1 protein-coding gene (cut by a window edge) is annotated in these 26,329 nt (G+C 70.0%); it reads right to left on the reverse strand.

The features are described 5' to 3' along the window. A protein-coding gene (locus ACWZHB_RS24585; protein WP_427904174.1) for a non-ribosomal peptide synthase/polyketide synthase crosses the window boundary here: on the reverse strand, window positions 1-26,329 show its 3' portion. The gene runs 18,263 nt beyond the window's last position; the window shows 26,329 of its 44,592 coding nt (coding positions 18,264-44,592); its start codon lies beyond the right edge, outside the window; its stop codon occupies window positions 1-3.

The following is a 26,329-nucleotide window of genomic DNA, read 5'->3' on the forward strand; positions in this document are numbered from 1 at the left end:
CTACTCGGCAGCGATCACCGTGACCTCACCCTCGACCGCGTCGGTCGGGTCGCCCGCGGCGACGAACCAGTGCGTGACCTCGCCCTCGGCCAGGTCGTCTTCGACCGCGCCATCGGGCAACACCGACAGCGCACCGGCGGTGGACGACACCAGGAATTCCTGAATGGCGGCCGGGCCGGAGGCGTGGGTGGTGTAGGTGGTGCATTCGTAGTCGATGCTGTGTTCGTCGCGGAGGCGCTCGGCGAGGGCTACCGCTTCGGACTGGCTGAGGACCGTGGTGTTCTCGCCGGCGACCAGCACAAAGGCCGGGTGGACTTCGGCGAGGGGGCGGACTCGGTCGGCGTAGGAGACGGGATGTGCTGCGGCTGCGGCGATCTCGTCTTCGACGTCGGACAGGGTCAGCCACTGGCCCGCTACGCCGGCGACCGGGTCGGCGCTGATGCCGAAGGATGCTCCGGCAGCGGCGAGTTCGACACCGGAGAGTTCGCCGGCGAAGAGCACCGCGGCGCCTGCCTTGTGCACCGCCCAGGCGGCGAGGACCGAATCCACACTGCGGGGCAGCGAGATCGCGACCACGTCGCCGGGGCCCGCACCGCGCGCGATGAGCACCCGGGCCAGCTGGGAGGACTTGCGATCCAGTGCGCTGTAGGCGATTTCGCTGTCACCACGCAACAGCGCGGGTGCCTGCGGGTCGGCTTCGACGACCTCGGCGAGCACCTTGGCCACCGTCTGCGCGCCGACACCGGACGCCACCGGAGCCGAAACAGCAGCTGTCAGACCGGAATCGGCGAGCAGCTGGGCACGTTCGCTCGCATCGAGGATGTCGATGTCGCCGACCAGGCCGTTCGGGTTGTCGAGCAGCTCGTCGAGCACGCGCAGCAGGCGCTGCGACAGTGTGCGGACCTCGTCGGCGGTGAAGGTGCTGGTCAGGTACTTCATCGTGATCTCGATGGTCGACTCGGCCATCACCACGAGCGTGAGCGGGTAGTGGGTGGCGTCGTCGAGGCCCACACCGGTGACCTGCATGCCGTCGATCGAGCTCGCCGCGGTGACGGCGTCCTTGTCCATCGGGTAGGACTCGAACACCACCAGCGTGTCGAACTGCGAGCCCATGCCCGCCACCCGCTGGATGTCGGACAGGCCGACGAAGTGGTGGCTGAGCAGTTCGGCCTGCTCGGACTGCACCCGCTGGGTCAGCTTCTCCGCGGTCATCCGGTCGTCGATCTGGATGCGCACGGGCAGGGTGTTGATGAACAGGCCGACCATGGACTCCACGCCGGGCAGTTCCGCCGGGCGGCCGGAGACGGTCGCGCCGAACACCACGTCGTCACGCCCGGTCAGGCGTCCGACGACGATGCCCCACGCGGTCTGCAGCATCGTGTTCACGGTGACACCGAGCTCGCCGGCGAACTTGCCGAGCGCCCTGGTGCGGTCGTTGTCGATCTCGACGATGACCTTGCCGAGTTCGTAGCGTTCCTCGGTGCGCGGCGCGGGCGCGAGCTGGGTGGGGCCTTCGACCCCGGCCAGCGCGTCGGCCCAGACCTGCAGCGACACTTCACGATCCCAGCCCGAAAGCCAGGACAGGAAGTTGCGGTAGGACGCCACCCGCGGCAGCGCGGTGAGGTCACCGTGCACCGCGTAGAGCACGAGCAGGTCGCGCATGAGCAGCGGCATGGACCAGCCGTCGACCAGGATGTGGTGGACGGTGATCGCCAGGTGCGCCGTGCCCTCGCCGGTCGTGTACAGACCGAAGCGGATCAGCGGCGCGGTGGCCATGTCGAACTGGTTCGCCTGATCGGCCTGCAGCAGCTGTCGCATGCGCGGCATCCGCTCGTCTTCGGGCAGGTCGGTGAGGTCGACCTCGCGCCACGGCACCTCGAGCTCGGACAGCACCACCTGCACCGGCTGACCGGCAGAATCGGTGACGAACGCGGTCCGCAGGTTCGGGTACCGGTCGAGCACGGCCTGGGCCGCGCCACGCAGCCGCTCGGTGTCGAGGGTGCCGGTCAGGTCGAGCACGGCCTGCACGGTGTAGACGTCGACGGTCGCCGAGCTGAGCATGGCGTGGAACATCAGGCCCGCCTGCAGCGGCGAGAGCGGCCATACCTCCGACAGCGCCGGGTAGTCGCGCTCCCACAGCTCGAGATCGGACTGGCCGACCCGCACGAGCTGCATGTCGGACGGGGTGAAACCACCCGCGTCGGCACGCTGGGCGTGGGTGGCGAGCGCGGTGAGCGCGGCCACGAACAGGTCGGCGAACTCCTGCGCCTGCTCGGCGGTGAGCAGACCCTTCGGAAACGCGATGTTCGCGCCGAGCTGCGGGCCCTCGTCGCCGTCGTTGACGATGGCGTTGATGTCCAGGGTCGCGTTGGCGGGCATGTCGAGGTCCATCTCGGCGTCGAGCTGACCCAGATCCGCCACCGGCACCCAGCCGAGTTCGGCGAGTTCGGCGGGAATCTCGCCCGCGGTCGCGCGACCGAGGTAGTTGAAGCTGATCTGGCCCACGCTCGGCAGGTCGGCACCGTCGAGGTACTTCAGCATGCCGAAGCCGATGCCCTTGTCCGGCACCGCGAGCATCTGCTCCTTGACCGACTTGATGACGTCACCGAGCACGGCGCCACCGGCGAACGCGTCGTCGAGATCAGCACCGGCCAGATCCAGGCGGACCGGGAAGGCTGTGGTGAACCAGCCGACGGTGCGCGACAGATCCGCACCGGCGACGATCTCTTCCTGGCGGCCGTGGCCTTCCAGCTTGATCAGCGCCGCAGTACCGGATTCGTCTCCACGCCAACGGGATACAGCCAGCGCGAGCGCGGTGAGCAGACCGTCGTTGACGCCGCCGTGGTAGAGGCCGGGGATCGCGGTGAGGACCGCGTCGGTGACCTCGGGCGAGAGGGTGACCTGCACCCGGTCGACGGTGGCGAAGGTGTCGACCTGCGGGTCGAACGCCCGCGCGCCCAGCTGCGGGTCGGCGGTGGCCGAGACCTCGCGCCAGAACGGCAGTTCCGCGCGACGGTCTTGCGACTGCTCCACCAGGCTGTGTGCCCAGCGACGCATCGACGTGCCGTTGACCGGCAGCGCGACCTGCTGGCCCGCCGCGATCTGGCCCCAGGCCATGCCGAGGTCCGGGATCAGGATGCGCCAGGAGACGCCGTCGATCACGAAGTGGTGGCCGACGATGAGCAGCGCGTCGCGACGGCGGGGACCCTCGGTGGGCTCGCCGAAGGTGAACCAGACGAACTGCACCATGGCGGCGTTCGCGGGGTCGAGACGGCCCATGGCCTCGTCGTATTCGATACTGGCCAGCTTGGACAGCTGATCGTCGGCGATGTCACCGGGCACCTCGACCCGGCGCACCAGCGTGGTCACATCGACCTCGCCCGGCGCCAAAGCCTCGAAGATCCAACCGTTTTCACCGTGCGCCACCCTCGAACGCAGCACGTCGTGGTGGTCGAAGACCGCGCCGATCGTGGCGTGCAGGACCTCGGCGGTGATGTTCTCGGGCAGGCGAAGCACCATCGACTGGGAGAACCGGTCGTAGGTGGAGCCGCCGGCCAGGATCTGGCGCATGATCGGCAGCATCGGGATATCGCCGACACCGCCGCCCGGCAGTTCCTCGAGCACGATCTGTTCGGCGTCGCCCGCGAGCACGGCGATCTCGGCAAGCCCTGCCACGCTGCGCTTTTCGAACACATCGCGCGGCTTGAAGAGCACGCCGCGATCCTTGGCGCGCGAGACCAGCTGGATGGACAGGATCGAATCGCCGCCAAGAGCGAAGAACGAATCGTCCAGGCCGACGGCGTCGACACCGAGCACCTCGGCGAAGACGGTCGCGATGATCGCCTCGACTTCGCTTGTCGGCGTGCGGAACTCGCGCGGAGCGAGAACGGGCTCGGGCAGTGCGCGACGGTCCAGCTTGCCCGCGGGGGTCAGCGGGATCTCGTCGAGGACCATCACGGCGGCGGGCACCATGTGCGCGGGCAGGTGCTGCGCCGCGTATTCGACCAGGGCGGCCGGGTCGACGTTGCCGCGCACGTAGGACACCAGGATGGTGGCGCCCGCGTCGGTCTTGCGGCCGATGGTGGCGGCGAACTCGACGTCGTCGTGCGCGGTGAGGACCGCGTCGATCTCGCCCAGTTCGATGCGGAAACCGCGGATCTTCACCTGGAAGTCGTTGCGGCCCACGTATTCCACGACCGGCTTGTCGTTGACGGTGCGCCAGGCGACGACGTCGCCGGTGCGGTAGAGGCGCTCGCCGTCGGCGTACGGGCTGGCCACGAAACGCTCGGCGGTGAGGCCGTGGCGCGCGTGGTAGCCGCGGGCCAGCGGGACCCCGCCGAGGTACAGCTCACCGGCTACACCCTCGGGAACCGGGCGCAGGCGGTTGTCGAGCACGTACACGGTCGCGCCCGCGATCGGGCCACCGATGTTCATGGTGTCGCCCGGCAGCAGCGGATCGGACAGGTTGGTGGCGATGGTCGCCTCGGTCGGACCGTAGGCGTTGTAGAACCGGTGGTGCGCCGGGTCGGTGCCCGCGCTGTGCCAGTTCGCGACCAGGTCGACGGGGGCCTTGTCGCCACCGACGATCAGCGCTTCGAGTCCGGCCAGTGCCGCGGGTTCCATCGACGCCGCGACCAGCGGGGTGAGGAACACGTGGGTCAGCTGCTGGCTGGTGATGATGTCGGCCAGTTCCTCGCCGCCGACCACGCCGACCGGCGTGATGACGAGCGTGCCCGCCGAGCCGACCGCGAGGAGGAACTCGAGGATCGAGGCGTCGAACGACGGTGACGCGAACGCCAGGGTCCGTGCGTTCTTGTCGAGACCGAACTGCGCGACCTGGGCGGCGGCGAAGTTGGGCACACTGGCGTGGGTGACGACTACGCCCTTTGGCAGGCCCGTCGAACCCGAGGTGTAGATCATGTAGGCCGTGTTGCCGGGGCGGACCGCGCCGCGGCGCTCGGCCTCGGCGATCGGGGCATCGGACTGCGCGGCGATCTCCGTCTGAGCGGCGGCGTCGTCGAGAACCAGCCAGTCACCCTGTGCGGGCGCGGGCAGGTGGCCGACCTCGGACGAGACCGTAATGCCCAGTGCCGCACCGGAGTCCGACATCATGTGCGCGATGCGCTCGGCCGGGTACTTCGGATCGACAGGGAGGAACGCCGCACCGGTCTTGCTGACGGCCCAGATGGCCAGGGTGGTGTCGAGCGAACGCTGCATGGCGATGGCGACGACCGTTTCCGGTGCCGCACCACGCTCGATCAACACACGAGCCAGGCGCGAGGAAGCCGCGTCGAGCTCGGCGTAGGTCAGCGAGGCCGACTCGCCCGGCGCGACGATGGCCTGACCGGTCGGGTTGGTCGCGACGGCCTGGGTCAGCAGCTCCGGCAGGGTGCTCACCGAAGCGGCGGGACCGCCTGTGCGGGTGAGCAGTTCGGTGCGCTCGGCGCTGTCGAGGAGTTCGAGGTCACCGACCGGGGTGGTGGTGTCGGCGACGACCTCGGCGAGCAGACGCTGGAAGCGCTGCGCGAACTTCTCCACCGTCGACTGATCGAACAACGCACTGGCGTAGGAGAACTCGGCGTAGGCGCCCGCGTCGTCTCCGGCTGCCGCTTCCCGCACGGTGAGCAGCAGGTCGAACTTGGCGGTGTCGACGTCGAAGTCGACCGCCGAGACCGACAGACCCGGCAGCTCGAAGCTGGCGTCGGGCAGGTTCTCGAACGACAGCGCCACCTGGAACAGCGGGTGCCGCGCGGTGGAGCGCTCGGGGTTGAGCAGTTCCACCAGGCGTTCGAACGGGATGTCGGCGTGGGCGAAGGCGGCCAGATCGGCTTCCTTGGCCTGGGTCAGCAGCTCGGCGAAGCTCAGCTGTCCGCCGACCTGCGTGCGCAGGGCGAGGGTGTTGACGAACATGCCGATCACGTCGTCGAGTTCGGCTTCGCCGCGGCCCGCGATCGGGGTGCCGATGACGATGTCCTCGGTGCCCGACATGCGCGCCAGGAATACCGCGAGCGCGGTGTGCACGACCATGAACAGCGTCGCGTTCTGCTCGCGAGCGATCGCGGACAGCCCGGCGTGGATGTCGCCACCGATCGGGAACAGCACCCGGCCACCGGCGAAGGACTGCGTGCTCGGACGCGGCCGGTCGAGGGGCAGGTTCAGCTCGTCGGGGACACCGGCGAGTGCGCGCTTCCAGTAGTCGGCCTGCTGGGCGACGAGGCTGGTCTCGTCGGTCTCGGAACCGAGCACCTCGCGCTGCCAGACGCTGAAGTCGGCGTACTGCACCGGCATCGGCGCCCAGCCCGGGGCCTCACCGGCGGCACGCGCGGCGTAGGCGATCATCACGTCGCGGGTCAGCGGGCCCATGGACCAGCCGTCGGCGCTGATGTGGTGAGCGACGAAGACGAGGACGTACTCGTCCGCCGAGTCCGACCCGGCCCGCGTCGCACCTGTGGCACTGCCGGTGGTCACGACAGCATCGCCCGCGGCCGTCGCGTCGGCGGCAACGCGGAGCAGCTTGGCGCGCAACGGAACTTCGCTGATCACATCGAAGCCGGTAGCGATCACTTCGGCGATCTTGTCGCGAATCTGTTCGGGGGCAACGGTTTCCGGCGTCAGGTCCGGCACATTGCCCTCGACCGGCAGGATCACCTGGTGCGGGGTGCCGTCGGTCGACGGGTACACCGTGCGCAGGGTCTCGTGCCGTGCGAGCACATCGGCGACGGCCAGTTGCAGCGCCTCGACATCCAGCGCGCCCGACAGGCGGACGGCGACGGGGATGTTGTTCACCGAAGAAGCCGTGTCGAACTGGTTCAGGAACCACATGCGCTGCTGCGCGAGCGACAGCGGCACCTGGTCGGGACGCGTCCCGGCGACCAGCGCGCGACGCCCACCGGCGCCCGCACCCTGCTCGACCTTCACCGCGAGACCGGCAACGGTCGACGCCTCGAACAGCAGGCGCACGGGCACCCGGCTGTCCAGGGCGGCACCGAGGCGGGCCGTGACCTGGGTGGCCAGCAGCGAGTTGCCGCCGAGGGCGAAGAAGTCGTCGTCGGCGCCGACACGATCGGCGCCGAGGACATCGGCGAACACGCCCGCCACGATCTCCTCGATCGGGGTCGACGGCGCGCGGAAGGCCTGCGCCTCGAACTCCGGCTCCGGCAGCGCCTTGCGGTCGAGCTTGCCGTTCACGTTGAGCGGCAGCGCGTCCAGCACGACGAACGCGGTGGGCACCATGTAGGACGGCAGCCCGGCGGCGAGCGTCGACTTGACCTGTGCCACATCGATATCCGCGGCAGTCGAGGGCTGATCGAGGCCGTCGGCCACGTCATCCGCCGGTGCACCCGAAGCGGGTGTCGTCGCGGCACCGACCAGGTACGCGACCAGGCGATCACCAGTGCGCGGATCGGACTTGGCGATCACCGCGGTCTGGGCGATCTCGGGCAGCGCGAGCAGCGCGGCTTCGATCTCGCCGAGTTCGATCCGGAAACCGCGGATCTTCACCTGGAAGTCGGTGCGGCCGCGGTAGTCGAGTTCGCGGTTGTGCCAGGCCACCAGGTCACCGGTGCGGTACATGCGGGTACCCGGGGTGAACGGGTTGGCCACGAAGCGATCGGCGGTCAGGTCGGGGCGACCGTAGTAGCCGCGAGCCAGCTGCGCGCCTGCAAGGTACAGCTCACCGGCGACACCGTCGGGCACCGGGCGCAGACGCTCGTCGAGCACGTAGACCTGGCTGTTCCACTCGGGCGAACCGATGGAGACCGAGGCCTGGTCGGCGGCGTTCACCCGGTGCGAGGTGATAGACACCGCGGCCTCGGTCGGGCCGTACAGGTTGAACAGCTCGGTGCGGCCGAACTCGGCTCGGAAGCGCTGAGCCAGCGAGCCCGGCAGTGCCTCACCGATCGCCAGGACCCGCCACAGCGAATCCGGCATCCCGGAAGCGAGCAGCGCGTCGAGCATCGACGGCACCACGTGCAGGGTGGTGACCCATTCGCGGGCCATCAGCTCGTTGAGGTAGGCCGGGTCGCGATGGCCGTCGGCCGAGGCGATCACCAGGCGGCCACCGCAGACCGCGGCCGACCAGAACTCCCAGACCGAGAGGTCGAAAGTGGCGGCGGTCTTGAGCAGCACCGCGTCGGCGGCGTCCATGCCGAACTCGATCAGCTTCCACTGCAGCTGGCTGGCGATGGCGCCGTGCGGGACGGCCACACCCTTCGGGCGGCCGGTGGAGCCGGACGTGAAGATCACGTAGGCGGTGTTCTCCGGACGCAGCGGTTCGGTGCGCTCGGCATCGGAAATCGGTGTGGCAGCGATCGATTCCAGGTCAAGCTCGTCGATCCGCACGACCGGTGCGGCATCGGTGGCGAACTCGGCGTTGGTCAGCACGCAGACCGGTGCCGCAGTCTCGAGGATGTAGTCGGTGCGCTCGGCTGCCTGATCGGGATCGACCGGCACGTACGCGCCACCGGACTTGGCTACCGCGTACATCGCGACAACCAGATCCACCGAGCGCCGCATGGCCAGCGCGACACGGGACTCCGGGCCCACACCCAGCGAGATCAGGTGCCGGGCGAGACGGTTCACCTTCGCGTCGAGTTCGGCGTAGGTGAGCTGGGCGCCGTCGTCAGTGACCAAAGCGGTCGACTTCGGGTCGGCGGCCACGGTCGCGTCGAGCAGCGAGACCAGGGTGGCCTCGGTGTCGACCGAATAGGTGGTGGCGTTGCGGGCATCGAGGATCTGGGTGCGCTCGGCCGGGGCCAACAGCTCGATATCGCCGACCGCGGTGCGCGGGGTGGCGACGATCGCGCCGAGCAAGCGGACGAAGCGCTCCACGAAACCTTCGACCGTGGCGTGATCGAACAGGTCGGTGGCGTAGGTGAACAGACCCGAAATGCCTTCGGGCTCACCGGCATCGCCGTAGCGGTCGGTGGCGATCAGGTGCAAATCGAACTGCGACAGCTCGGTGGCGATGTCGAGGCCGGAGACCGTCAGGCCGGGCAGTTCCAGGGTGGCGCGGCTGAGGTTCTGGAACGACAGGCCCACCTGGAACAGCGGGTGGCGCGCGGTCGAGCGGACCGGGTTGAGTACCTCGACCAGGCGCTCGAACGGCACGTCGGCGTTGGCGAACGCCGCGATGTCGTCTTCACGCTGGCGGGCCAGCAGTTGCGTGAACGCCTCGCCGCCGTCGACCTTGGTGCGGAACACCAGGGTGTTGACGAACATGCCGATCATGTCGTCGAGTGCAGCTTCGCCACGACCGGCCATCGGGGTGCCGATGGCGATGTCGTCGGTGCCGGACAGGCGGGCGAGCAGCACCGCGAGGGCGGTGTGCACGACCATGAACAGCGTCGCGCCCTCGGCGCGGGCCAGTTCGACCAGCGCGCGGTGGGTGTCGGCGTCGATCTGGAGGTCGACCTTGCTGCCGGCGAAGGTCTGCACCGCGGGGCGCGGGCGGTCGGCGGGCAGGTCGAGCTGATCGGGCAGGTCCGCGAGGGCCTGCTTCCAGTGCGCGACCTGCTTGGACGCCATCGAGTCGGCGTCGTCCTCGCTGCCGAGGAGGTCGCGCTGCCAGATGCTGTAGTCCGCGTACTGCACGGCCAGGGGTGCCCAGCCGGGCTCGGAGCCCATGGAGCGGGCCGCGTAGGCGGTCATCAGGTCGCGGGTCAGCGGGGCGACGGAGGAACCGTCACCGGAGATGTGGTGCACGACCAGGGCCAGCACGAAGTCGCCCGCGATGCTCCCGGCGGGCCCGGAGGAGGTAGCGGAGCGTGACCACGCAGGGCCCTCGAGAGCATCGCCATCAGATTCAGCGTTCTCGACGCGGAATAGTGCGACCTTGAGGGGGACCTCGACGGTGACGTCGAACATCGTCGACATCAGTTCCGCCACAGCCGATTCCACCTCGTCGGCGGCGACCGTGCGTTCGATCAGCTCCGGCGCGGCCTGTGCGGGCGACAGGATCACCTGTGCCGCACCAGCAGCGCCCCCTGCCCCCTGACCCACCCCGAGCTGCGGGTAGATCGTGCGCAGGATCTCGTGGCGGGTCACCAGGTCGGTGACCGCCGCACGCAGCGCGTTCACGTCGAGGTCGCCGGTGAGGCGGACCGCGACGGGCACGTTGTAGGCGGCCGACTGAGTGTCGAAGCGGTTGAGGAACCACATCCGCTGCTGCGCGAGCGAGAGCGGGATGTGCTCGGGGCGCGGACCGGCGGTCAGCGCCTTGCGATCACCGGTCTCGGCATGCTGCTCGACCCGCTGGGCCAGCGCGGCCACCGTCGATGCCTCGAACAGCAGACGCACGGGGATGCGGGTGTCGAGCGACTCACCCAGGCGAGCCGCGACCTGCGTAGCCAGCAACGAGTTACCGCCCCAGGCGAAGAAGTCGTCGTCGAGCCCGAACCGCTTGTCGGCGTCGAGGCGAAGGACCTCGGCGAAGGTGGCGGCGACGAGCTGTTCACTCGGACTCACCGGCGCGCGGAACACGGCCTTCTCGACCTCGGGCTCCGGCAGCGCCTTGCGGTCGAGCTTGCCGTTGGCGTTCAGCGGCAGGGCGTCGAGCTGCAGGAACACAGTCGGGACCATGTACGACGGCAGCTCGGCGGCCAGTGCGGCACGCAGGGCCAGCTTGTCGAGCTCAGTGGCGGAGCGAGACTGCGCGGCGTCGGCGTTCAAGGCGGTTACGGTCTGGGCGTCCCCGGTCACGGCGTCCACCACGGCGGCATCAGCAGCGGTACCGGCGACGACGTAGGCGACCAGGCGATCGCCTACGACGGGATCGGTGTGGGCGAGAACGGCGGCAGAGGTGATGCCGGGCTGACGCAGTAGCGCGGCTTCGATCTCGCCGAGTTCGATGCGGAAACCGCGGATCTTCACCTGGAAGTCGGTGCGGCCACGGTAGTCCAATTCGCCGTTGGCATTCCAGGCCACCAGGTCGCCGGTGCGGTACATCCGGGCACCGAGTTCGCCGGCGGTTCCAGCCGCGGAAGCAGCGAACGGATCGGCGACGAAGCGGTCGGCGGTGAGGTCGGCGCGGCCGTAGTAGCCGCGGGCCAGCTGGGCACCGGCCAGGTACAGCTCGCCGGAGACGCCGACCGGGACCGGGCGCAGGCGCGAATCCAGCACGTAGACAAGGCTGTTCCACTCCGGCGCACCGATCGACACCGAGACGGTGTCGGCGTCGGTGACCGCGTGGCTGGTGATCGAGACCGCGGCCTCGGTCGGGCCGTAGAGGTTGAACAGCGCGGCGGTGTTGGCCGTGCGGAAACGCTGCGCGGTCGCGGCGGGCAGCGCCTCACCGATGGCGAGGACGCGGCGCAGCGTGCGCGGCAGCGCCGCACCGGATTCGGTGAGCAGCGCGTCGAGCATCGACGGCACCGCGTGCAGTGTGGTGACGGCGGTGGCCCGCATCAGGTCGTTGAGGTAGGCCGGGTCGCGGTGGCCGTCGGCGGTGGCGACCACCAGGCGGGCGCCCGCGACGGCGGCGGTCCAGAACTCCCAGACCGAGAGGTCGAAGGTGGCGGCGGTCTTGAGCAGCACCGCGTCGTCGGCGCCGATGCCGAATTCAGCCGTCTCCCACAGCAACTGGTTGACAATCGCACCGTGCGAGACCGCGACACCCTTGGGCTTGCCGGTCGAGCCGGACGTGAAGATCACGTACGCGGTGTTCGCGGGGACCAGGGTGCGCCCGGTGATCGCGGCATCGCTGACATCGCTCAGGTCGAGCTCGTCGAGAACAACCACTTCGGCTGCCGCCGTGCTGAATTCGGCGTTCGCCGTGGTCAGCACGACAGCGGGTGCGGCTGTTTCCAGGATGTAGTCGGTGCGCTCGGCAGGCTGATCCGGGTCGATCGGCACGTAGGCCGCGCCCGTGCGGGCCACCGCGTACATCGCGATGATCAGCTCGGCGGAGCGGCGGATGGCAAGAGCCACCCGGTCCTCGGTGCCGATGCCGCGCGAGATCAGGTGCCGCGCAAGGCGGTTGACCTCGGCATCGAGTTCGGCGTAGGTCAGCTCACGACGACCGCCGACGCTCAGACCGTTCGCGTCGGACTCCGGCTCGTCCACGACCAGTGCGATCGCGTCGGGCGTGGCCGCCACAGTGGCGTCCAGCAGCGACACCAGGGTGGCGTCGGTGTCGACAGCGTGCGCGGTGTCGTTCCACGCGGTGACGATCCGCTCGGATTCCGGCGTGGTGAGCAGGTCGATGTCGCCGACCGGGATGGTGGCGTCGGCGGCGACCGCGTCGAGGACGAGCAGGAAGCGGTCCGCGAAGCTCTGAACCGTCGACTCGTCGAACAGGTCGATGGCGTAACCGAATTCGGTCACCAGCTGGGCAGGTGCGCCGTCGTCGGTGTAGCGGTCGTAGAGGGTGACATGCAGGTCGGTCTTGGCCAGCTGCGAGTCGTAGTCGACGGCGCTGACCGTCAGGCCGGGCAGTTCGAAGGTGGTGTCGGCCAGGTTCTGGAACGACAGGCCCACCTGGAACAGCGGGTTGCGCGCGGTGGAGCGGACCGGGTTGAGCACCTCGACGAGACGCTCGAACGGCACGTCGGCGTTGGCGAAGGCCTCCAGGTCGCGGTTGCGCACGTCGGCGAGCAGTTCGGCGAAGGAGGCGCCGGGGTCGACGGCGGTGCGGAACACCAGGGTGTTGACGAACATGCCGATCAGGTCGTCGAGTTCGCGTTCACCACGGCCCGCGATCGGGGTGCCGACCGCGATGTCGTCGGTGCCCGACAGGCGGGCCAGCAGCACCGCGAGCGCGGCGTGCACGACCATGAACAGCGAGGCGTTGTTCGCCCTGGCCAGCTCGTGCAGGGCCGCGTGGCGGACCGGGTCGATCTCGAAGCGAATGGCCTGGCCCTGGAACGACTGCGCGGGCGGGCGCGGCCGGTCGGCGGGCAGTTCGAGCTGGTCGGGCAGCCCGGCGAGCGCTTCGGCCCAGTACGCGACCTGCTTGGCGGCGAGGGATTCGGAATCGGTCTCGTCGCCGAGGACCTCACGCTGCCAGAGCGCGTAGTCGGCGTACTGCACGGGCAGCGGCGCCCACTGCGGCGCCTCGCCCTGCACGCGGGCCACGTAGGCGGCCATGATGTCGCGGGCCAGCGGACCCATCGAGGAACCGTCGGCGGAGACGTGGTGCACGGTGAACGCGAGCACGTGGTCGGTCTCGTTCAGTTCGAACAGCGCGACCTTGAGCGGCACCTCCTGGGTGACGTCGAAGGTGGTCATCGCGAATTCGATGACGCTGCCGAGCAATTCGGCCTCGGTGACCGAGATACGGTGCACCACGGCGCGGCTCTGCGAGATGGGCAGGATCACCTGGTGCGGGCCGTCGGGCGAGCCCGGGTAGGTGGTGCGCAGCATCTCGTGGCGGGCGAACACGTCGCCGATGGCCTGCTCGAGCGCGGGCACGTCGAGTTCACCGGTGAGGCGGACGGCGAGGGGGATGTTGTCGACCGCGGAGGTGGACGTGTCGAACTGGTTGAGGAACCAGTAGCGCTGCTGGGCGGGCGAGAGCGGGATGACGGCGGGCCGCTCCCCCGCGGTCAGGCGCGGACGGGTCCGGCCGGAGCCCGCGTTGTGCTCGGCGCGGGCGGCCAGTGCGGAGACCGTCGAGGCCTCGAACAGGTCGCGCACCGAGAGCTGGGTGTCCAGGGCGGCGCCGATGCGGGCGGTGACCTGGGTGGCCAGCAGCGAGTTGCCGCCGAGTTCGAAGAAGTCGTCGTCGGCGCCGACGCGGGTCACGCCGAGCACGTCGCCGAAGGTGCCCGCCACGATCTCCTCGATCGGGGTGGACGCGGCGCGGAACACCTTGGCCTCGAACACCGGCGCGGGCAGCGCCTTGCGGTCGAGCTTGCCGGAGGCGTTGAGCGGGAAGGCATCCAAGATCACGAAGGCGGTGGGAACCATGTAGGCAGGCAGCGCGCCGCCGAGTTCGGTGCGCACGGCGTCGAGGTCGATGCTCGCACCGGCCGCCGGGATCAGGTAGCCGACCAGCTGGTCGCCGAGGCGCTCGTCGGAACGGACCACGACCACGGACTGGGCGATCGAGGGCAGTGCGGTGAGCGCGGACTCGATCTCGCCGAGTTCGATACGCAGACCACGCAGCTTGACCTGGAAGTCGGTGCGGCCCAGGTATTCCAGCTCGCCGTCCGCGGTCCAGGCGACGAGGTCGCCCGTGCGGTACATGCGCTCGCCATCGGCACCGAACGGGTCGGCCACGAAGCGATCAGCGGTGAGATCCGGGCGAGCGACATAGCCGCGCGCCAGCTGGACACCGGCCAGGTACAGCTCGCCGGGAACGCCGACGGGCACCGGGTGCAGACGCGAATCCAGCACGTACACCTGGGTATTGAAGACGGGAGCACCGATCGGCACCGAGGTGGTGTCGGCATCGGCGACCTCGTGGAAGGTCACGTCGACCGCGGCTTCGGTGGGCCCGTACAGGTTGTGCAGGGCCGCGCCGGTGAGCGCGCGCATCCGCTGGGCGGTCGGCGCGGGCAGCGCCTCACCCGAGGCGAACACCAGGCGCAGGCTGCTCGAGACCTCCGCACCGTCGGCGAGCGCCACGGCGGCGGACTCGGCCAGTTCGGCGACGAAGACCGACATCATCGACGGCACGAAGTGCGCGGTGGTGACGCCCTCGGCGGCGATGAGCTCGGCGAGGTAGGCCGGATCGCGGTGACCATCGGGCTTCGCGACAACGAGTCGCGCGCCGATCTGCAAGGGCCAGAAGAACTCCCACACCGACACGTCGAACGTCGCCGGGGTCTTCTGCAAGACCACATCGGCCTCGGTCAGACCGTAGGCCTCCTGCATCCACACCAAACGGTTGACGATCGCACCGTGGCTGACCGCCACACCCTTCGGACGACCCGTGGAACCCGACGTGAAGATCACGTACGCGGTGTTCTCCGGACGCAGCGGCGCGATCCGATCGGCATCGGTGACCGGCGCATCCGAGTAACCCGAGAGATCCAGGCGCTCGATGTTCAGCGCGGCGGTCGATCCCGCGTCGAATTCGTCACGGGCAGTGGTCAATACGCAGACCGGTGCCGCGGTCTCGAGCACGTAGTGGGTGCGCTCGGCCGGGTGGTCGGGGTCCAGCGGCACATAGGCGCCACCGGCCACGCTCACCGCGTACATGCCGATCACCAGGTCGAGCGAGCGGCGCATGCCGAGCGCGACCATGGTGTCCGGGCCGACGCCCTGGGCGATGAGGTGGCGGGCCAGGCGGTTCACCTGCGCGGAGAACTCGCCATATGTCAGCGTCGCAGCGCTACTAGATGAGGGGTGGTGGTCGGGCGACGGGTGGGCCAGACTCGTCCCCTCGAATGTCACGGCGGTCGCGTTCGGGCTGGTCGCGGCCTGTGCCTCGAACATCGAGACCAGCGTGGCGGCCTGGTCGACCGGGTGCTCGGTGGCGTTCCAGTCGGTGACCACCTGGCGGTATTCGGCCGGGGCAAGCAGGTCGACCTCGCCGATCGCGCGGGTCGGCTTGGCGACGACCGCGGTCAGCATCCGTACCAGGCGCTGCGCGAGAGCGGCGACGGTGCCGGCGTCGAACATGTCGGTCGCGTAGGCGAATTCGGCCGTCATGCCGTCGGCGGAACCGTCGGCACGGTGGCGGTCGGCCAGGTTCAGGTGCAGATCGAACTTGGCGGTGACCACATCCAGCGGCACGCCCGCGACCTCGAGGCCGGGGAGTTCGAAGGAGGCCTCGCCGGTGTTCTGGAACGACAGCATCACCTGGAACAGCGGGTGGCGTGCCTGCGAACGGGCCGGGTTGAGGATCTCGACGAGCCGCTCGAAGGGCAGGTCGGCGTGGCCGAAGGCGGCGAGGTCGTTCTCCCTGGTCTGGGCGAGGAGGTCGGCGAACGGCTGGGCCGGGTCGACGGTGCTGCGCAGGACCAGGGTGTTGACGAACATGCCGATGGCATCGTCGAGCACCGCTTCACCACGGCCCGCGACGGCGGTGCCGATGGCGATGTCGTCGCTGCCCGACAGGCGGGCCAGCAGTGCGGCGAACGCGGCGTGCACGACCATGAACAGGCTGGCGCCGTGTTCGCGGGCCAGCGCGTTGAGGCTCGCCGACAGCGTCGGGTCGATCGAGAACTCGTGCACGCCACCGCGATTGGACGCGACGGCGGGACGGGCCCGATCGGCGGGCAGGTCGAGCTGGTCGGGCAGACCGGCCAGGTGCTGCGACCAGTAGGCCACCTGCTGGGCGATCATCGACGCCGAATCCGCTTCGGAGCCAAGCGTTTCGCGCTGCCACAGGGCGAAGTCGGCGTACTGCACGGGCAGCGGGGTCCAGCCGGGCGCCTCGCCGCGCGAGCGGGCGGCGTAGGCGATCATCACGTCGCGGGCCAGCGGGCGCACCGACCAGCCGTCGCCGGAGATGTGGTGCACGACGAAGACCAGCACGTGGGTGTCGGGCTGCGAGCCGTCCATCGAGCCCGCGATGCGCAACAATTCGGCGCGCACCGGGACCTCGGCGGTCACGTCGAACCCGGCGAGCACGAGTTCGCTGATCCGATCGCGGATCTCGTCCTCGCCCACGGTGATCGGGTGCAGCGAGATCGGCACCTGCCCCACGGGCAGCACGACCTGCACGCCCTGGCCCTCGGCGGTTTCCGGGTAGACGGTACGCAGCACCTCGTGCCGGTCGACCACGTCGGCGACGGCCTGGCTCAGGGCGTCGATGTCGAGGTCACCGGTCAGGCGGACGGCCAGTGGGATGTTGTTGACGCCGGTCGCGCTGTCGAAGCGGTTGAGGAACCACATGCGCTGCTGGGCGAGCGAGAGCGGGATCTGCTCCGGGCGCGCACCGGCGACGAGCTCGCGACGGCTGCCGCTACCCGCGTGGACCTCGACCTTGGCGGCGAGGGCGGCCACCGACGGCGCCTCGAACAGCACGCGCACGGGGACGCGGGTGTCGAGCGCGGCACCGAGGCGGGCGACCACCTGGGTGGCGATGAGCGAGTTGCCGCCCAGGTCGAAGAAGTCGTCGTCGAGGCCGACCGCGCGGTCGCCGGTCAGGCCGAGTACCTCGGCGAAGGTGGCGGCGACGATCTCCTCGATCGGCGTGCTCGGCGCGCGGAACTCGCGCGCCTCGAACACCGGCTCGGGCAGGGCCCGCCGGTCGAGCTTGCCATTGGCGCTCAGCGGCATCTCGTCGATGACGACGAACGCGGCCGGAACCATGTACGACGGCAGCTGTGCCGCGAGATGCGCACGCAGAGCGCCGATTTCGACGGTCTCGCCGGCGGCGGGCACGACATAGCCGACGAGCTGGTCACCGGTGCGCGCATCCGAGCGCACGACCACCACAGCCTGGGTGAGGGTGTTGTGCGCGGTGAGCGCGGCCTCGATCTCGCCGAGCTCGATCCGCAGACCACGCAGCTTGACCTGGAAGTCGGTGCGGCCGAGATAGGTGATGACGCCGTTCTCGTCGCGGCGGACGAGGTCACCGGTGCGGTACATGCGCTCACCGCTTGTCCCGAACGGGTCGGCGACGAAGCGGTCGGCGGTGAGGTCGGGTCGGCCGAAGTAGCCGCGCGCCAGCTGGGCACCAGCGAGGTACAGCTCACCGGCGACACCGGCGGCGACCGGGTGCAGACGCGAATCCAGGACGTAGGCCTGCGAGTTCCAGACCGGCGCACCGATCGGGACGGCACCTTCGACCTGGTCGGCGACCGGGCCGTGCGTCGCATGAACGGTGAACTCGGTGGGCCCGTACAGGTTGAACAGGGCCGCGTCGCTCACCTTGCGGAACGCGACGACCGTGTCGGCGGTGAACGCCTCACCGGCGATCAGCAGGGCGCGCAGCGAGGACAGAGCTCCGCCCTCGACAGCGGCTTCACCGATGCTGGCTGCGAAAACAGTCAGCATGGACGGCACGAACGACGTCATCGTGACCTGTTGCGCGGCAATGACATCCGCCAGGTACTGGGGATCGCGGTGACCGTCCGGGCTCGCCACGACGATCCGGCCGCCGGTGCTCAGCGGGCCGAACAGCTCCCACACCGAGACGTCGAAGGTGGCGGGCGTCTTGAACAGCACTACATCGTCGGCACCGATGCCGTATTCGCCGGTGATCCAGCGGATCTGGTTCACCACGGCCGAGTGCGGCACGGCCACACCCTTGGGGCGACCGGTCGAACCGGAGGTGAAGATGACGTAGGCCGGGTGCTGCGGGCGCAGCGGCGCGATCCGCTCGGCGTCGGTGACCGGGGTCTCCGGGTACGCCGAGAGGTCGATCGCGTCGATGACCAGCGTCATCGGGTCACCCGCGACCTCGCCGCCGACAGCCGAGCCGATCCCAGCGGACGAGCCGGTCACGGCAGCGCCGCCGGTCACGGCAGCCTGGCCGGTCGCGGTCGCGGTGGCGCGTGATCCGGCGGCATCCTCGGCCGCGCTGTCGTCGAGCCCGAACCCGTCGCGGGTCGTAGTGAGGACGGCGACCGGGGCCGCCGTCTCGAGCACATAGGCGATGCGGTCGGCGGGCTGGTCCAGGTCCAGCGGCACGTAGCCACCGCCTGCTTCCTGCACCGCGTAGGCGGCGACGACCAGGTCGACGCTGCGGCGCAGGCCGAGGGCGACCAGGGATTCCGGGCCGACGCCCGCTTCGATCAGGCGATGTGCCAACCGGTGTACGCGCGAAGCGAATTCGGCGTAGGTCAGGGTTTCCCCGGTGGCGGGGTCGATCATCGCGACCGCGTCAGGGGTGGCCGCGGCCTGGCGGGCGAACTCGTCCACCAGCGTGCCCGCGTCGGGCAGCTCGCGGGCGGTGTCGTTCCAACCCCGCACGGCCAGTGCGGTTTCCGCCGAGTCGAGCAGCGCGATGTCGCCGACGGCGCGGTGCGGGGTCGCCGCGATTCCGGCGAGCAGGCGGGCGAACCGGGCACCGAAGCGTTCCATCGTCGCCGCGTCGAACAGGTCGGTGGCGTAGATCAGCTCGGCGACGATGCCTGCGGTCTCGCCCTGCTTCTCGGTCAGCACGACCTGCAGGTCGAACTTGGCCACGTCGATCGGGAGGTCGACGCCGCTGACGGTGAGGCCGGGCAGTTCCAGGCTCGTCTGGGCGGTGTTCTGGAAGGCCAGCATGACCTGGAACAGCGGGTGGCGGGCCTGCGAGCGAGCGGGGTTGATGATCTCGACGAGGCGCTCGAACGGCAGGTCGGCGTGGCCGAAGGCGGCGATGTCGCTCGTGCGGACCTCGCCGAGCAGGTCGGTGAAGCCGGCGTCGCTGTCCACCTCGGTGCGCAGCACCAGGGTGTTGACGAACATGCCGATCAGGTCGTCGAGAGCGCGCTCACCACGGCCCGCGATGGGGGTACCGATGGCGATGTCGTTCTCGCCGGACAGGCGCGAGAGCAGCAGGGCCAGCGCCGCGTGGGCGACCATGAACAGCGTCGCGCCACGGGTGCGGGCCAGCTCGGCCAGTGCCGCGTGGGTTTTCGCGTCGATCTCGAAGGTGTGGGTGGCGCCGCGGCCGCTGGCGACCGCGGGGCGCGGCCGGTCGGCGGGCAGGTCGAGCTGCTCGGGCAGGCCGCGCAGGGTCGAACCCCAGAACGAGATCTGCTGGGCGATCACCGATTTCACGTCGTCCTCGTCACCGAGCACGGCGCGCTGCCAGAGCGCGAAGTCGGCGTACTGGACCTCGAGGGGACGCCAGGCCGGTTCCGCGCCTTCGACGCGGGCGCTGTAGGCGGTCATCACGTCGCGGGTGAGTGGGCCCATGGAGAAGCCGTCGGCCGAGATGTGGTGCACGACAAGGGCGAGCACGTGTTCGGTGGGGCTCACCTCGAACAGGGCCGCGCGGAAGGGTACCTCGGCGGTGACGTCGAACGCGGTGCGCACCAGCTCCGAAAGCCGTTGCGGCAGTTCGGCGGCGGTGGTCTCGATCGGCGCGAGGTCGGGGATCACCTTGCCGGTCGGGACGATCACCTGGTAGCCGGCGCCGGAGACCTCCGGGTAGTAGCTGCGCAGGGATTCGTGGCGGGCGAGCACGTCGGCCACGGCCACCTGGAGGGCCTGGCGGTCGAGCAGACCCGAAAGTCGCACGGCGGCAGGGATGTTGTCCACCGCGGACTCGGGGTCGAAGCGGTTGAGGAACCACATGCGCTGCTGGGCAAGGGACAGCGGCACCCGCTCGGGGCGTTGCTGCGGCACCAGCGGTGCGCGACGCTCGGCACCGGAGTGCGTCTCGGCGCGGGCCGCCAGGGCGGCGACGGTGGAGGCTTCGAACAGCTCGCGCACGCCGATATCGGAGTCCAAGGCGGCCGACAGGCGGGCGGCGACCTGGGTGGCGGTCAGCGAGTTGCCGCCGAGGGCGAAGAAGTCGTCGTCGAGGCCGACCCGGTCGAGGCCGAGCACGCCGGCGAAGGTCGCCGCGACGATCTCCTCGACCGGAGTGGTCGGGGCGCGGAACACCGCGGCCTCGAACACCGGCGCGGGCAGCGCCTTGCGGTCGAGCTTGCCGGAGGCGTTGAGCGGGAACTCGTCGAGGACGATGATCACCGCGGGCACCATGTAGGCGGGCAGGTTGTTGCCCAGTTCCTCGCGGGTGTCCTCGATGTCGACGGTGCGGCCGGTCGCCGGGATGACGTAGGCCACCAGCTGGTCACCGGTGTGCTGATCGCCGCGTACGACGACCACCGACTGCGCGACCTCGTCGAGGCCGGTGAGCGCGGACTCGATCTCGCCGAGCTCGATGCGCAGACCGCGCAGCTTCACCTGGAAGTCGGTGCGGCCCAGGTATTCCAGCTCGCCCTGTTCGGTCCAGGCGACGAGGTCACCGGTGCGGTACATGCGCTCGCCGCCCGTGGGGCTGCCGGCGGGCCCGGAGGCGGTAGCGGAGCGTGACCGCGCAGGGCCCTCGGCTGCACCGCCGTCGGATACAGCGCCGAACGGGTTGGCAACGAAGCGGTCCGCGGACAGGTCAGGCCGCGCGACGTATCCGCGCGCCAACTGATCGCCCGCGAGGTAGAGCTCACCCGCGACGCCGACCGGGACAGGGCGCAGGCGCGCGTCGAGAACGTAGACCTGGGTGTTGAAGACCGGCGCGCCGATCGGGACAGTGTCCACATCGGTGTCGACGACCTCGTGGAAGGTGACGTCGACCGCGGCCTCGGTGGGGCCGTACAGGTTGTGCAGCGCGGCGCCGGTCAGCTCACGCAGACGGTGAGCGGGCTTGGGCGGCAACGCTTCACCGGAGGCGAACACCATGCGCAGCGACTCACAGCGCGCGGCCGCGGCGTCGGCGACGAACACGGCGAGCATCGACGGCACGAAGTGGGTGACGGTGACGCCCTCGGTGCGAATGATCTCCGCGAGGTACGCCGGATCGCGATGGCCGTCCGGCTTCGCGACGACGAGCTTCGCGCCGATCTGCAAGGGCCAGAAGAACTCCCACACCGACACGTCGAAGGTGGCGGGCGTCTTCTGCAGGACCACATCGGCCTCGGTCAGGCCGTAGGCCTCCTGCATCCAGACGAGACGGTTGACGATCGCACCGTGGCTGACCGCAACGCCCTTCGGCCGGCCGGTCGAACCCGACGTGAAGATCACGTACGCGGTGTTCTCCGGACGCAGCGGCGCGATGCGCTGGGCATCGGTGACGCGAGTGTCGGTGTAGCCGTCCAGATCGAGCAGGTCGATGCGCACCTGCGCGGTGTCGATCGCCAGATCGGTGCCCGAGGTGAGCACACACACCGGATCCGCTGTCGCCAGAATGTATTCCGTGCGCTCGGCCGGGTGATCGGGGTCGAGCGGCACATAGGCGCCACCGGCCACGCTCACCGCGTACATGCCGATCACCAGGTCGAGCGAGCGGCGCATGCCAAGTGCCACATAGGTTTCCGGGCCGACGCCGCGGTCGATCAGCCAGCGCGACAGGCGGTAGACCCGCTGGGCGAACTCGGCGTAGGACAGGCTGGTGCCCTCGAAGGACAGCGCGGTGCCCCGCGGCGTGCGCGCCAGCTGGGCCTCGAACATCGAGACGAGGGTGGCCTGCTGATCGACCTCGTGCGCGGTGGCGTTCCACGCACGGACGACGAGTTCGCGTTCGGCGGCATCGAGCAGCTCGATATCACCCACGGCGACAGCCGGTTCCGTGGTGATCGCGGTGAGCACCCGGATCAGGCGCTCGGCGATGCGATGGACGGTGGCGGCGTCGAACAGGTCGCTCAAGTAGCCGGCGCGGATGCGCAGCTGGGTGTCGAGCTGGGCGATCAGCGACAGCGGGTAGTGCGTGGCGTCGGCGGCGTCGAGGCCGGTGACGGCCATGCCGTCGATATCGGCGGCCTGGGCCTTGATGCCCTCGGCGTCGACCGGGTAGGACTCGAAGACCACCAGCGAGTCGAACAGGCCACCGATGCCTGCCGCCGACTGGATCTCGGCGAGGCCGATGTAGTGGTGGTCGAGCAGGTCGGCCTGCTCGCCCTGGGTACGGGTGAGCACGTCACGCACCGATTCGGCGGCGTCGAAGCGCACGCGCACCGGGACGGTGTTGATGAACAGGCCGACCATGGATTCCACGCCTGCGAGCTGCGCGGGACGGCCCGAGACGGTGGTGCCGAAGAGCACGTCGTCGCGGCCGGTCATCCGGCCGAGCACGATCGACCAGGCCACCTGAAGAACGGTGTTCGGGGTGACGCCGAGGTCGGCGGCCAGGGCGACCAGGCGGGCCGTGGTGGGCTCGTCGAGGTCGAACAGGTACTCGTCGGACAACGCGGCGATCTCGCGGCTCGCGTCGGGACGAGCCAGCATGGTGGGCTCGGTGACGCCGCGCAGTGCGTCGGACCAGGCCTCGACCGAGACCGAATGATCCTGGCGGGCAACCCATTCCAGGAAGTGGCGGTAGGAGCGAACGGCGGGCAGCGCGCTCGCGTCGCCGTGCAGGGCGTAGAGGGCGAGCAGGTCACGCATGACCAGCGGCGTCGACCAGCCGTCCAGGAGGATGTGGTGGTTGGACACCACGAAGCGCCACTCGTGCTCGGCGATCTGGATCAGTGTGAAGCGGATCAGCGGCGGGTTCGCCAGGTCGAAGCGGGCGGTGCGGTCGGCCTCGACGAGGTCGTTGTACTCGCCCGATTCCGTGCGGTCGTGTTCGGTCCAGGCAACACGGGTGGTGTCGAGGACGACCTGTACGGCATTGCCGTCGTGGTCGGTGACGAACGCGGTGCGCAGGGTTTCGTGGCGGTCGAGCAGCGCCTGGGCGGCGGCGCGCAGACGGGTGGCGTCGACGCGACCGGTGAGCGTGAGAACAGCCTGGGCGGTGTAGACGTCGACCGAGCTGGCCGCGAGGCGGGCGTGGAAGAACAGGCCTGCCTGCAGCGCGGCCAGCGGCCACACCTGGGTCAGCTCGGGGTAGCGCTGCTCCCAGGTGTCGATGTCACGCTGGGTGGCGCGCACGAGAGCGAAGTCGGACGGCGTGTGGCCGCCCGCGTCCGCCGAATTGGCGTGCCGGGCAACGGCTTCGAGTGCGGTGATCCACAGGTCGGCGAATTCGCGGACCTCGGCTTCGGCGAGCAGGGTGCTCGGGTAGCCGATGTTGGCGCTGAGCTTGTCGCCGACGACGATCGCGTTGACGTCGAGGGGCGCCATCGCGGGCATGTCGGCGTCGTAGGCGCCACCGAGGGCGGCCAGTTCGGGCGCGGGAATCCAGCCGAAGCCGCGCAGGGCTTCGGGGACATCGCTGTCGGCGACGCGGCCGAGGTAGTTGAAGCTGATCTGGCCGGGGAGCTGCGTGGGCAGTTCGACGGCGGTCTCGGCGTTCATGTACCGCAGCAGGCCGTAACCGATGCCCTTGTCGGGCACCGAGAGCAGCTGTTCCTTGACGGCCTTCACGGCCTGGCCCAGCGCCGGTCCACCGGCGAGAGCGGCGTCGATATCGATGCCTGCCAGGTCGAGGCGGACCGGGAAGATCGCGGTGAACCAGCCGACAGTGCGGGACAGATCGGCGCCGGGCGCGACCTCTTCCTCGCGGCCGTGGCCTTCGAGGCGGACCAGCAGGGCGTCGTCGCCGGACCGCGCGCCCGCGGCCGAACTGCGACCGTTCGTGGCGGCACGGTCGCTGCTCGCGGTACCGGTGCGGGTGGAGCGCCACTTGGCGGCGGCCAGTGCCAGCGCAGTGAGCAGGCCGTCGTTCACGCCACCGTGGAACAGCGCGGGGACGGTGGTGAGCAGGGCCTTGGTGACCTCGGCGGACACCTCGACCGGCAGCTTCTCGACGACGCCGGAGACGTCGACCGCCGGGTCCATCGGCCGCTCGGTGAGCAGCGGGTCCGGGGTCTGGACGACCGCACGCCAGAAGTCGAGTTCGGCGGCGCGATCGGCGCTCTTCGCCTCGTCGGCGAGGGCGTGCGCCCAGGCCCGCATCGAGGTGGCGGGGGCGCCGAGTTCGGGCTGCTGCCCGGCGGAGAGCTGACCCCACGCGGAAACGAAGTCGGGCACGAGGATGCGCCACGAGACACCGTCGACCACGAGGTGGTGGGCGACGACGATCAGTCGACCCGCCCGACGGGCATTCGACGCACCGGTCGCGGCGCTGGTGTGCGTGACTGCCAGGCCCTCCGGGGCGGCGTCGCTCGACTCAGCGGTGTTCAGGTCCGGCTCGAGCCAGACGAAGCGCACGACGACACCGTTGGCGGGGTCGAGGCGGTCGAGGCTGGCATCCAATGCGGCGGAAGCGATTTCGACGAGTTCGGCATCGGAGACGGCGGTGTCGAAAGCGGTGTGGTCGATCAGTGCGGTGGCGTCGACGGTGCCGGTCGGGGCGGTGTCGACGACCCAGCGGCCGTCGACCTGGTGCAGGCGCGAGCGCAGCATGTCGTGGCGATCGATGACCGCGCCGACGGTGGCGGCGATGCCGGCGCGGTCGATGCCGACCGGCAGTTCCAGCGCCATGGTCTGGTTGAACCGGTTGAACGAACCGGCCCGCTCCGCCATGAACCGCACGACCGGGGTCAGCGGCATCTCGCCGACGCCACCGCCCGGCAGCTCGGCCAGGGTGATCGCGGAAGCGGCTGCCACATCGGCGGTTTCGGCGACCGAGGCCAGGCCGGCGACGGTGCGCTGTTCGAAGACGTTGCGCGGGGAGAAGAGCACGCCGCGCGCCTTGGCGCGGGAGACGAGCTGGATGGAGACGATCGAGTCGCCGCCGAGGGCGAAGAACGAGTCGTCCACGCCAACGCGTTCCACCCCGAGCACCTCGGCGAAGACCTCGGCGATGGTCTGCTCGATCGGGTTTCGCGCGGCCCGGAAGGTCACCTCGGTGGCGAACACCGGCTCCGGCAGCGCCTTTCGGTCGAGCTTGCCGACCGGGGTGAGCGGCACGTGGTCGATCACCATGATCGACGACGGCACCATGTACGCGGGCAGGCGATCCTCGACGTGCGCGGTCAGCGCGGCGACATCGATCGAATGACCCGGCGCGGCAACCACATACGCGACCAGCGAGACGGCGCCAGCGGTGCTCTTGTGGCCGACTGTGGTGGCGAAGTCGACGGTCTCGTGCGAGGCGAGAGCGGAGTCGATCTCGCCCAGTTCGATCCGGAAGCCGCGGATCTTGACCTGGAAGTCGGAGCGGCCGACGTACTCGACGGTCCGCTCGGCGGTCCAGCGCACGACGTCGCCGGTGCGGTACATCCGCTCCCCCGGCAGGAACGGGTCGGCGACGAACCGGTCGGCGGTGAGCCCGGCGCGGGCGTGGTAGCCGCGGGCCAGCTGGATGCCCGACAGGTAGAGCTCACCCGCGACACCCACCGGAACGGGCTGGAGCTGGGCGTCCAGGATCAGCGAGCGCATGCCGCGGGTCGGCCCACCGATGGTGACCAACTCGCCCGGCACCAGCGCGGCGCTGATGTTCGTCATGATCGTGGTCTCGGTGGGTCCGTAACCGTTGTGGAAGGCGCGAGTTGTGCCGTTTTCCAGGGGAACTGCCCACTTGCTCACCAGATCGGCGGGCACCGCCTCACCACCGGCGACCAGGACGCGCAGCGAGTCGAGGCCGGTGGGGTCGAAGGTCGCCAGGGCGGCGGGGGTGATGAAGGCGTGGGTGACCCGCTCGGTGCGGATCAGTTCGGACAGTTCGTCGCCGCCGTAGACGCCCGGCGGGACGACGACCAGCGTGCCACCGCGGGCCAGCGCCAGCAGCAGTTCGAGGATCGAGGCGTCGAACGAGGGCGAGGCGAAATGCAGTGCGCGCGTGCCGGAATCGAGGGCGTAGCGCTTGGCCTGCTCCTCGCCGAAGTTGGCAAGACCGGCGTGCGTGACGACGACGCCCTTGGGCACGCCGGTGGAGCCGGAGGTGTAGATCACGTAGGCG

The sequence above is a fragment of the Nocardia sp. FBN12 genome (assembly GCF_054031145.1).